General features: G+C 42.0%; 10 protein-coding genes. 2 read left to right on the forward strand and 8 right to left on the reverse strand.

Annotated features, from left to right (window positions below; all coding sequences use genetic code 11):
* Positions 1–4: 4 nt before the first annotated feature.
* Positions 5–1,927 carry a threonine--tRNA ligase gene (gene thrS, locus A9J31_RS07320; protein WP_067763481.1) on the reverse strand — a complete coding sequence of 641 codons (1,923 nt, stop codon included), beginning with the start codon at positions 1,925–1,927 and terminating at the stop codon, positions 5–7.
* A gap of 318 nt (positions 1,928–2,245) precedes the next feature.
* Between thrS and A9J31_RS07325 the strand changes: the two genes are divergently transcribed.
* Positions 2,246–3,664 carry a glutamate synthase-related protein gene (locus A9J31_RS07325; RefSeq protein ID WP_213029712.1) on the forward strand — a complete coding sequence of 473 codons (1,419 nt, stop codon included), beginning with the start codon at positions 2,246–2,248 and terminating at the stop codon, positions 3,662–3,664.
* 266 nt (positions 3,665–3,930) lie between these two features.
* Here A9J31_RS07325 and A9J31_RS07330 read toward each other — a convergent pair whose 3' ends face one another.
* Together A9J31_RS07330 and A9J31_RS07335 are read right to left on the reverse strand one after the other, a co-directional pair.
* On the reverse strand, positions 3,931–5,082 hold the full coding sequence (locus A9J31_RS07330) for an alanine racemase (RefSeq protein ID WP_067763483.1): 1,152 nt from the start codon (positions 5,080–5,082) through the stop codon (positions 3,931–3,933).
* Positions 5,083–5,123: 41 nt separating this feature from the next.
* Positions 5,124–6,401, reverse strand: a complete 1,278-nt coding sequence (locus tag A9J31_RS07335; RefSeq protein WP_067763486.1) for a D-arabinono-1,4-lactone oxidase — start codon at positions 6,399–6,401, stop codon at positions 5,124–5,126.
* Positions 6,402–6,981: 580 nt separating this feature from the next.
* Between A9J31_RS07335 and A9J31_RS07340 the strand changes: the two genes are divergently transcribed.
* The gene (locus A9J31_RS07340) at positions 6,982–8,622 is read left to right on the forward strand and encodes an acyl-CoA synthetase (protein ID WP_067763488.1); all 1,641 of its coding nucleotides are present in this window, start codon (positions 6,982–6,984) and stop codon (positions 8,620–8,622) included.
* A 108-nt stretch (positions 8,623–8,730) separates the two neighbouring features.
* Here the strand turns inward: A9J31_RS07340 and yjgA are convergent, their stop codons facing one another.
* From yjgA to panB, 5 genes are read right to left on the reverse strand one after another with little or no spacing between them, the layout of a single operon-like run.
* The gene (gene yjgA / locus A9J31_RS07345; RefSeq protein WP_067763490.1) at positions 8,731–9,267 is read right to left on the reverse strand and encodes a ribosome biogenesis factor YjgA; all 537 of its coding nucleotides are present in this window, start codon (positions 9,265–9,267) and stop codon (positions 8,731–8,733) included.
* A gap of 2 nt (positions 9,268–9,269) precedes the next feature.
* The gene (locus A9J31_RS07350; protein WP_067763492.1) at positions 9,270–9,539 is read right to left on the reverse strand and encodes an HPr family phosphocarrier protein; all 270 of its coding nucleotides are present in this window, start codon (positions 9,537–9,539) and stop codon (positions 9,270–9,272) included.
* Positions 9,536–10,387 carry an RNase adapter RapZ gene (gene rapZ, locus A9J31_RS07355; protein WP_067763494.1) on the reverse strand — a complete coding sequence of 284 codons (852 nt, stop codon included), beginning with the start codon at positions 10,385–10,387 and terminating at the stop codon, positions 9,536–9,538. The genes A9J31_RS07350 and rapZ overlap by 4 nt, the downstream gene beginning before the upstream one ends.
* 23 nt (positions 10,388–10,410) lie before the next feature.
* Complete coding sequence (gene panC, locus A9J31_RS07360) at positions 10,411–11,259, reverse strand: pantoate--beta-alanine ligase (RefSeq protein WP_067763496.1); 849 nt, start codon at positions 11,257–11,259, stop codon at positions 10,411–10,413.
* A 3-nt stretch (positions 11,260–11,262) separates the two neighbouring features.
* The gene (gene panB / locus A9J31_RS07365) at positions 11,263–12,072 is read right to left on the reverse strand and encodes a 3-methyl-2-oxobutanoate hydroxymethyltransferase (RefSeq protein WP_067763497.1); all 810 of its coding nucleotides are present in this window, start codon (positions 12,070–12,072) and stop codon (positions 11,263–11,265) included.
* Positions 12,073–12,090 lie beyond the last annotated feature (18 nt).

Genomic DNA, 12,090 nt, shown 5'->3' on the forward strand with positions numbered 1-12,090 from the left:
GCTGTTACTCCACAATGTACCGGCCGCGTTCGGCAACGGCTGCTTTTACTAGGTCAACGAAAGCATCGATAGACATAGTACCCAAATTTGTTCCAGAGCGTGTACGTACGTTTACAGTACCTTCCTCTACTTCACGGTCCCCAAGTACCAATAAGTATGGAATACGCTCTAATGTGCGTTCACGAATCTTAAAGCCGATTTTCTCATTTCTCAAGTCAGAAATAGCACGAATACCGTTTTCTTTAAGTTTAGCGACGACTGACTCACTTGCCTCAGCTTGTGAATCTGTAATATTCATTACGCATGCTTGGATTGGTGACAACCAAGGTGGCATAAAGCCAGCGTAGTGTTCGATAAGTATACCAATAAAACGTTCGAAACTGCCAAGAATTGCGCGATGCAACATAACTGGTTGATCTCGATCGTTATCTTCAGTTACATAAGATGCATCAAGACGTTCTGGTAAGTTAAAGTCACATTGGATTGTACCACATTGCCATACACGGCCTAAGCAGTCTTTCAGTGAGAATTCAATTTTCGGACCATAGAATGCGCCTTCACCCGGTTGAAGTTCCCATTCCAAACCGGCAGCATCTAAAGCATCTGCTAAAGATTTTTCAGCCATATCCCAAAGTGCATCATCACCCACACGTTTCTCTGGACGTGTAGACAACTTCATCTGCACTTCTTCGAAACCGAAGTCTTTATACACATCTAAAGTCAATTGAATGAAGTCAGCCACTTCTTGACCAATTTGCTCTTTGGTACAGAAAATGTGTGCATCATCTTGGGTAAAGCCACGAACACGCATAATGCCGTGCAATGAACCCGATGGTTCGTTACGGTGACACGAACCGAACTCAGCCAAACGAATTGGCAAATCACGGTATGATTTTAAACCTTGGTTGAACACTTGTACGTGACAAGGACAGTTCATCGGTTTTACTGCGTAGTTACGGTTTTCAGAATGTGTCGTAAACATGTTGTCTGCATAGTTTGCAGCATGTCCAGATTTTTCCCAAAGCGTGAAATCAACCACTTGCGGTGTACGAATTTCTTCATAGCCGTTCGCTTGTTGAACTTTACGCATGTACTGTTCAAGAACTTGGTAAATTGTCCAACCGTTCGGATGCCAGAACACCATACCCGGTGCTTCTTCTTGCATATGGAACAAATCAAGTGCTTTACCAATTTTACGGTGATCGCGTTTTTCAGCTTCTTCAATACGTTTTACATAAGCAGCAAGCTGTTTTTTGTCTGCCCACGCTGTACCGTAAATACGTTGTAACTGTTCATTTTTCGCATCACCGCGCCAGTAAGCACCAGAGATTTTAGTCAGTTTGAATGATTTTAGGAATTTAGTATTTGGAACGTGCGGACCACGACACATATCCAAGTAGTCTTGATGATAGTACAAGCCCATTTCTGTTTCGTTAGGCATGTCTTCAATCAGACGGAGTTTGTACTCTTCGCCACGTGCAGTGAATTCTTTGATCACTTCGTCACGTGGTGTCATTTTTTTGATGACATCATAATCTTGATCGATGAGCTTTTTCATACGCTCTTCAATCGCTGCCATGTCATCTAAAGTGAATGGACGTGGCATCCAAATGTCATAGTAGAAACCTTCTTCAATGACAGGACCAATTACCATTTTTGCTTCTGGGAACAGTTGCTTAACTGCATGACCCACTAAATGTGCACAAGAGTGACGAATGATATGAATACCATCTTCATCTTTAGGCGTGATAATTTGAAGGCTTGCGTCTTCGGTAATCAGATCAGATGCATCTACTAAACGATCGTTTACACGACCTGCAACTGTATTTTTTGCAAGACCAGGACCGATGCTTTGAGCAACTTCCATCACAGATACGGCATGATCAAATTCTTTTTGATCGCCATTTGGCAAAGTGATAATTGGCATAGAAAATCCTTAAGGAGTGATGCCCCGTACAATAGAGCATATCACCGCGAGATTATGATCGAGGGAATCCCTCAAAAGATAAAAACGGTGGATAAATAAATTTCGACCTAAATTTTACACGCCCTGCCAACTTTAATAAACCTCTAATCCCATGGAAGTTGATTTTTCTACCGCCTTTTACAAGACTCCTGATAATTCAAGCAGATTTAAGCCGAAATGCGCTTTATGCTGTCAACATAATAATCGCGTTCTAATTCATAAAATTATTCCGAATTTCGAACACCTATACCCACTGAAATCTCTATTTAGGCAGGTATCATGCAAGCACATTCACTTATATCTTGGTCGAGTTTAAAACCGCTCCAACCCGCTTATGCGCTCGCAGTCAATGTCCATCTTATGGTCTTAAGGCTTGAAGATGATGATGCAGAACAAGTTGTGGTCATGTATGGTCGCTGTCAGCATCGCGGCGCACTTATGGCCGATGCCCATATTCAAGGGGATAAAATCGTCTGTGGACTGCATGGCTCGCACTATATTTATAAAACGGGCATCAACCCACGTTATCTGAATAAAAATCTGCAAAAATTTAAAGCGTGGGTGGAAGGCGATCAGGTGTATGTCGATCTTGAAGAAATTCAAGCGTGGGAGAAAAGAAATCCTCAACAATATAAGCGTGATCAATACCAAGGCCTATATGCTGACTCTGCGCCCGCGCCAGAAGAACCACATAATAAATTGATCTTGGAACTTGCACGCAATGGCTTAAGTAAATTTGGACATCATGGCCCGACAGCTGCCATGGGCGTGCCTTTCAATCAACTCCCGAAATGGGAGGACATTCAACTGATCACCGCACAACTGTGGAAAATTCCATTGTTAGATGATGCACCCGTAGCAACCGAAGTGGTAATTGGCCCAAATGCTAAAAAACCCTTAAAACTCAAAATCCCCCTGTTTGTGTCAGATATGAGTTTTGGTGCGTTATCTCAAGAAGCCAAAGTTGCCCTTGCAACAGGTGCTGAACTTGCAGGTACAGGCATTTGCTCAGGTGAAGGCGGAATGCTTGCTGAGGAACAAGTGACCAACTCACGTTATTTTTATGAACTTGCATCAGGTCGTTTTGGCTATGACATCGAAAAAGTTAAAAAGTGTCAGGCCTTTCATTTTAAAGGCGGTCAAGCGGCAAAAACAGGTACGGGAGGACATCTGCCAGGCCATAAAGTGGTTGGTAAGATTGCAGAAGTGCGTAAATTACCAGAAGGCACCGCAGCAATTTCACCAGCGACCTTCCCTGACTGGACGGAACTGTCTCAATATCAAGACTTTGCGAATTATATCCGCGAAGAAACTGGCGGTATTCCGATTGGCTTTAAACTGTCTGCACAGCATATTGAAAAAGATATTGATGCGGCTATCGCCATTGGTGTCGATTACATTATTTTAGATGGCCGTGGTGGTGGTACAGGTGCAGCACCTACGCTATTCCGTGACAATATTTCTGTTCCAACCATTCCTGCACTGGCACGTGCGCGTCGTCATTTAGACCGTTTAGGACGGTCAGATATTAGTTTAGTGATCACAGGTGGACTTCGTGTACCCGCTGACTTTATTAAGGCACTGGCTTTGGGAGCAGATGCCATCGCGATTTCAAACTCTGCCATGCAAGCCATTGGCTGTTTAGGTATGCGTGCCTGTCAGACCAATGATTGTTCTGTTGGCATCGCCACGCAATAAGATCATTTACGTCGTCGTTTAGAAATAGACAAATCGGCACAACAACTGGCGAATTTTCTAAATGCATCCGTTGAACTGATGCAAGTCATGGCACGTGCCTGCGGACATCATCATCTCAATCAATTCTGCAAAGATGATCTGACCACATGGAAAAAAGAAATGTCGAACCTCACTGGTATTCACTACGGTGGATTTGATTAAGCTTCAAATCCTGAGCTTTTTTTCAAAATCATTGAGCCTAAAAAAGGAGTCCAAACGGGCTCTTTTTATTCTCTGAACGTCTCGAAGGCCATGAGTCGATCGGCTTGGTACCACCAAAGCTGTGCAAATTGAGGGATAATCATTTCACTTTGCGCAGGGCGAAAAAAAACATAATCATCCACTTCTATGCTGCTTGTCTGTGGAATTTGCACAAGTTCCTGATTACTACTACGACCATATAACCCATGGGGCTGACTGCCTTGAGGATAAACATAGTTCCCTCGCCAATAACCTCCATAAATAAACACAGCCTGAGATTTTGCCCAACGACTTAACCATTCTAACTGCGGTAATTCTGTCCGCGATAACACTTTTAGCACAGGTGTGGCGATCCACAAGGCATTTTGAAAAGCGTGCAAAGCTTTCAGTTCAAAATCTGCGGGTTTTAACAGCATCGAACCAAATGAGACTTCGTTACAGACGCTCTGCTGACAATGAAAACTAAAACTAGGACTACCACCACCATTCCAACAGGTGTGTTCATCACATAAGGACGGATAGCGCTGTTGTAAATAATCTTTGAATTGTTGATAACTTTGCTGTGACAGTTGATAAGTCTGTTCAGCAGATTGAATCAGTCGTGGAATCTTCGCCACATGTGCGTCGTAGCCCATCAATCCTGAAAATTTTAAATGTTGAGGATGTCGAATGATTACATCCAAAATAGCCTTTAGCTCATTGATGGTTTTCAGGCCACCACGGTGTAGCCCCACATCGATTTCAATATTAATGCGTAGACACAGTTGATGCTGCTCAGCAAATTTTAGGTATTGGCCTAAACGCTGTTCACTATCAATCAGCCATTGCACTTGCAATTGCGTTGCCTGCAAAAACGCCTTGTCTGTATGGTTCAAGGCCTGAATCGGCATCGGTTTTCCAAACAACACATCAGCTTGCGGCATCGACTCGAAAAGTGTTTTCAGGTGTGCAAAATGAAACAGCATGTAACGCTGTGTCTTGAGCTGTGTAGCACAATGTTGAAGCAATGCCATGCATGCCAAGGATTTCACCACCAAGCGAGGATGCAGACTGCGTGGTATTTGCTGCTGAGTGATCACCAAGTTGTGATTTAATGCGGCAACATCCACGATTAACTGGGGCATACCTGTACCAATGTGTTTGAGCAAGGTATTCAATTGTTGATAATATGCATCCATGCATATGCTCCAATATCTTTATTAATATCTTATCTTCCAGATTATTCAAAAAATAATTTTTGCAAATAAGGGTTAATCCACTTTTGTGTTGGATCAAGCTCCTGTCTAATCTGCATGAACTCATCCCATTTCGGATATAACGTTCTTAACTGCGCCGCCTGTAGGCTATGAATTTTGCCCCAATGTGGTCGGCCACCGTATTTAAGTAAAATTGGCTCAACCCATTTAAAAATAGCTTGATAATCTTGTTTATAAAATTGGTGTATGGAAATTGAAACAGAAACTTGCTGATAGAAAGGACTCAGCCAAATATCATCTCCGCGCACCAAACGATATTCAATCGGAAAAAACATCGGCGCTTTATGGCGTCTCAATGTATATAACACTTCTTCAAAGCATTGCAGACCGTGCTGTAAAGGTATTTGGTACTCCATCTCATTAAACTTGGTATTCCGAACCGAAGGAAAAATACGACTCGACCAATCCACCACAGTTACAGGTTGAATAAATACACCTAAAAATTTTTGCAGCCATGGATTTAGCTTTGGGCAAAGCCGTGTCAATTCAGCACAAAAATTTAAGAGTACATCTTCTTCGACCCATTCATTCGGTCGGGCAATTAAATCCTCCTCAGTTTCATCTAAAGTTTTTAAGATCACTTGATCGGCATGGCTAAATGCCCAAAACTCGATATGTCGATGTTGATATTGCCACTGCTGCATGTGTTGCATCAATTCGCTAAGGGCACATAATCGTGTTTGTTCTTTAAGTTTATACATCGGGCGGTTTTGCATTTGAATTTTTGTCAAAATTCCAAAACTTCCCATCGCCACGCGGCCTGCATAGAAGATTTCACTGTTTTTTACTGAATTACACTGAAGAATTTCACCTTGTGCCGTTAACAGATCAAAACCATGTACCAATGCTGACAAACACGGCAGTTCTAAACCTGTCCCATGCGTTCCCGTCGCAATTGCACCAGCTAAACTTTGTCGGTCAATATCTCCTTGATTTATTAAGGCCTGATCGAAAACTGCCAGCTTTTCTCCAAGATCTGATAAGCGCGTCCCCCCCTGTACCACACTCTGACAGCGCTCTTCATCAATGTCGGTTATGCCTTTCATCTGCTCCAAACTGATTAACAGATCATCCGTTTGTACCAACCCATTAAAGGAATGACTTGCTCCCACAACACGAATTTTTTTGTTCTGCCTAACCAATCCCTGTAGTTCAAATATATTTTGCGGTTGTGCAAATTTTGGCGTCGCAGAAAATGAGCCCGACCAATTTTGCCAATGAGTTGCTCGCTGTATCGTCATGATATCCCCCACTGTACGAGCTGTTTATTGTTTTTATTTTCTTGATTATTGTTCTGCACTCATTCTCCTAAAATAGGACGAATCAATGCATCGATATTTTCTCATTTATGCCGTTTAAAATGATGATCGTCAATCAAATTTTTATCAGATCAAATATAAGACTGCGGCGTGGTTATAGATTATTACAAAGTTATTTATGTGACTTTTTTCTTATATTTTTCATTGAGTTTTTCAACATTTTTTTAATTTTAAACCAGTGTAAATGTCATTGACGCTCCTTATTTAAACCGAGAGTTCTATCCATGAATGACATATTTTGTTTGTTGTGTACGACTTACAAAATCAGTCAATTTTTACATTTAAACTTGATCGTTTTTCAGCTAATTTATTTAAGCTTTAAAATCAAACTTTAGAACCAAACAGTTCACTTTTACTGCGATTTAATATTTTATAGCTATAAAAATCAAATAATTAAATTTTTAGTGCAAATACTCGACTAAAGCATAAATGCAAGACATGGCATGACTGCCTTATTGTGACAGTAGCTTAAAACAAATATACATGGACTTGGAGTACTACAATGGTTAGCGCATACGATGAATTGCCACGGACCCCGGCGAATTTTGTTGCACTTTCACCTCTACGTTATCTAGAGCGTGCGGCATATATTTATCCAGATCAGGATGCCATTATCCATGGTAATCGTCATATTTCATGGCGTGAAACCTATAACCGTTGCCGTCAGTTTGCCCACCAATTACAACAATTGGGCATTGGTAAAAATGACACCGTTTCAGTTTTACTTCCCAACGTCCCTGCAATGATTGAAGCACACTTCGCCGTTCCTATGGCAGGTGCTGTACTGAATACCTTAAATACGCGATTAGACGCGAAAACCATTGCTTTCATGCTTGAACACGCTGAGAGTAAAGTATTGTTGGTCGATCCTGAATTTGCTCAAGTTGCAACTGAAGCTTTGGCTTTAATCGATCAAGAAATTTTCATCATAGATGTTGCAGATGTGGAATACGAAGGCACTGCAAATAACATTGGACAAATTGAGTTTGAGGAATGGCTTGCACAGGGTGATGCAAACTTTGAATGGCATCTTCCAGGTGATGAATGGGATGCTATCAGCTTAAGCTATACCTCAGGCACCACAGGTAATCCTAAAGGTGTGGTGTATCATCACCGTGGTGCTTACATTAATGCAGCAAGCAACATTATTGCGTGTGGCATGACACCTCGTGCGACCTATCTCTGGACTTTACCACTTTTCCATTGCAATGGATGGTGCTTCGCTTGGACCATGGCTGCCAATGGTGGTACCAATATCTGTTTACGTAAAGTCGACCCTGAATTGATTTTCAAACTAATTGCAGAGCATAAAGTTGATTATTTCTGTGGTGCACCAATCGTACTTTCAATGCTAATCAACACACCTGAAGATAAAAAGACCAAAATTGACCACCGTGTTGAAGTCATGGTGGCTGGTGCTGCACCACCCGCTGCGATTATTGAAGGCATGCGCAACATCGGCATTAATGTCACACATGTATACGGTTTAACTGAAACCTACGGCCCTTCTGCACTATGTGCTTCTCAGGCTGGATGGTCTGACCTTTCGATTCAAGAGCAAGCTCAATTACACTCACGCCAAGGTGTGCCTTACCCACTACAAGATGGTATGAAAGTCATTGATCCTGAAACGATGCTACCTGTTGCACATGATGGTCAAACCATGGGTGAGATCATGTTCCGTGGCAACATTGTCATGAAAGGTTACTTGAAAAACCCTGAAGCCACTGCTGAAGCATTTGCAGGTGGCTGGTTCCATACTGGTGATTTGGCCGTTTGCCAACCTGATGGCTATGCAAAAATCACCGATCGCTCTAAGGATGTCATCATTTCGGGTGGAGAAAATATTTCTTCACTTGAAGTAGAAGAAATTCTATACCAACATCCTGCAGTATTAACTGCGGCGGTAGTTGCCAAGCCTGATCCACGCTGGCAAGAAGTTCCGTGTGCATTTATTGAATTAAAAACAGGCAAAGAAGCGACACCTGAAGAACTGATTGAATTCTGTAAACAACATCTCGCACGCTTTAAAGTGCCAAAAGATGTGGTAATTACGGAAATTCCAAAAACATCTACAGGAAAACTGCAAAAATTCGTTCTACGTGATTGGGCAAAAGAACGTGCTGTCGGTGAGTTTAATTAACCTCTTTTGAGAGTCGTATTTCATTGAAAAATGCGACTTTTTCATAAACACCACACATAAAAAAGCGACCTGAACAGGTCGCTTTTTTTATTCTACAAATCGTACAAATCAGTTATCTGAAATTAACGCAACTTGTTGAATATAATTAAACAATTTCAACTTAGAAGCGGCAATTTGTTCTTCAGGCATTTGTTTAGTGATGTCACGCTGAATACGCAAAAGATGCTGACGAATTGGATGATGTTCAGCTGCATTGTGTGCTTTCATGAACTCTTTAATCACAGGTTCACCCTGTGCAATCATACGATCAACCCAGCGCTGCAATTGTGCAGTTTTTTTCGCACCCTGCTGCGGTGTTAAATAAGACAGAATCATTGCCTCATCTTCATTACGCAACAATTTACCAATACGTAAAAATTGACGACGACGAGCTTCTCCCGAAGTAATCGAACGTACATCAAGTAAAGCATCAATCAAGCGTTCTTCAACTGGAAGTTTCTGAATTTGCTTAACACTCAATTCAGCCAATTGTTCGCCCAAAGCAGCCATACGTTGCACTGCTTTTTTTTGTTCAGTTTTGCTCGCACGTCCATCTAGGGATTCAAAGTCTTCTTCAGTAAAACGCTGTTGCGGTCGACGTGCCACGGTTAATCTGCCTCGTAAAATTTTGCTGCAAATAGTGCTTGAATTTCAGATAAAGCTTTTTCTTCATCTGCACCTTCAATCACTAAGCGTAAAGTTGTGCCCTTGCCCGCACCTAGCATGAGCAAAGACATAATATTTTTGGCATCCACTAATTTTCCGCCTTTACCAATTTGAATCGACGAGCGAAATTTGGTTGTCACTTCGATTAGCTTGCCAGATGCACGCGCATGTAAACCCAGTTTATTAATTACGTCAACGGTTGTGTCGATCATGACCAGTGCTTCATTTCTCTATGTAGAACCTGAATAGACCATTTTGCCTCAAGAGCTTTTTTTAGTCTATCTACAATATATACCGAGCGGTGTTGTCCACCTGTACAACCGATGGATACCGTCATGTAGTGACGATGCCCTTCAGCAAATGCCGGCAACCATTTATCCAAGAAATTATAAATATCTTGAAACATTTCATTGGTTTGCTCACTCTGCTGTAAAAACTGACGAACCGGCTCATCCAATCCTGAAAATTTACGCAGCTCCATATCCCAATGCGGGTTAGGCAGATGGCGCACATCAAACACATAATCTGCGTCGAGCGGAATACCATGCTTATAGCCAAAGGACTGTAAAATCAGAATTAAATTATCTGCTTGCCCAAGTTTCGACAGTAAAGTGTGCTTTAAATCATGTACGCTCTTATCCGTAGTATCAATATGCACGGTAGAACGTAACTGAATTGGAATCAGAAGATTTTTCTCTTCTTGAATACATTCATTTAAACTTTTGAAACGGTTTGCCAGCGGATGTGGTCGTCGAGATGAACTGAAACGCGCAATCAATTCCTGATCACGTGTGGTCAAGTAAATAATATCAACTGAGCCATGTCGCTGTAATTGTTGAAAAACCTGATCGAACTCTTGAAGATCAGCGCGGGTGCTTCGAACATCGACACCCAACGCTAACTGTTCTAGATTGTTTTCAGCATTAAGTTTTTCAACAATTTCGGGGAGTAACGCCAAGGGCAAATTATCAATACAGTAATAGCCAAGATCTTCAAGTACCTGCAATGCAGAAGACTTACCTGAACCGGACTGACCTGTAACAATTAATATGCGCTTCATCGCGGAGTTACCCCATTCCCGTTTTAAGCTGCAGGGTATTTAACCTGCAAATTATCAATTAGACGTGTTGCACCCAATTTAGCTGCAACAAATAACACCACATCTTGATCAAACTGCTCAATTTTTTGCAATTCTGGTGTTCGTGCTTCTATATAGTCCACAACAAAGCCAGCTGCTGTCAATGTGGTATTCATATTCGCTAACACTTCAGCCAGTGCTGTACCAGCAAGCAATTCAGCTTCTGCTGTTTGCAAAGTCTTATAAATCGTTGGAGCAATCGCACGATTTTCAGCACTTAAATAGCCATTACGTGAACTAAGTGCCAAGCCGTCTTCAGCGCGAGTAATTGGCACACCAATCACTTCAAGCGGAATATTTAAGTCACGAACAAATTGACGAATCACTGCCAACTGCTGGAAATCTTTTTGACCAAAGAAAGCAAAATTCGGTTGAACAATATTAAATAATTTAGTGACAACCACAGCAACACCGTCAAAATGGCCTGGGCGCTGTAAACCACATAGGTCATTGGTGATATCACTCACTGCAATATTGGTCAGGCGTGGCTTATTACCATACATTTGCTCTACAGTCGGTGCAAATACAATGTCGCAGCCCACTTCAGCAAGTAAATGCTGATCTTGTTCTAAAGTACGTGGGTAGCTATCGAAGTCCTCATTTGGGCCAAACTGAATAGGGTTAACAAAAATACTGACCACTACCACATCGCAAAGTTTACGAGCTTCACGTACCAAGTTCAGATGACCTTCGTGCAAGTTCCCCATTGTTGGTACAAAGCCAATAATTTTACGTGCAGCGCGCGCTGGATTAAGTGAAGCGCTTAAACCCTGGATCGTAGTTTCAGTTTTCATGTATTACAACTCAATCTGGAATGTATGTTCTGGTGCTGGGAATGTGCCATCGAGCACAGCCGCGTGATACGCTTTAAACGCATCAACAATTGCAGTTTCACCTGCTTGTTCTTTCATAAAATTACGGACAAATTTAGCGACATGGCTAAATGTGAGCCCTAACATATCTTGTTGAACCAATACTTGTGCATCAGTTTCTGCACCTGCACCAATCCCAATTACTGGCGTATTCGGGAACAATGCACTGATTTCTTTGCCGACTTGTGCTGGAACACATTCAAGCAGCAACATGGCTGCACCTGCATCAACCACCGCCTGACAATCAGCAATGAGTTTATCCGCAGTTTCACGGGTACGCGCTTGAACTTTGTAGCCACCAAAAACGTGTACAGACTGCGGCGTTAAACCTAGATGCACGCAGACTGGAATACCGTTACGAGTTAGAACTTCCACGGTTTCTGCCAACCAAGCACCGCCCTCTAATTTGACCATTTGCGCGCCAGCTTGCATGACGGTTTTTGAGTTCTGTAACGCATCATTTAAAGTGGCATAGGTCATAAATGGTAAATCAGTCAAAATAAACGCATGTTTATTTCCTCGACGTACCGCCGCAGTGTGATATGCCATATCTTCAACGGTAACAGGTAAAGTTGAATCACATCCTTGAATGGTCATTCCTAATGAATCGCCAATTAAAATACTATCAACTTCAGCAACTTCCATTGCTTTCGCCATGCTTGCATCGTAACAAGTCAGGCAGGAGAATTTGCGCCCTTCGGCTTTACGTTTTTTTAAGTCACTTAGACTAATCATTTCAATATTCCTCGGATG

The organism is Acinetobacter gandensis (assembly GCF_001678755.1).
Taxonomy (GTDB): Bacteria; Pseudomonadota; Gammaproteobacteria; order Pseudomonadales; family Moraxellaceae; genus Acinetobacter; species Acinetobacter gandensis.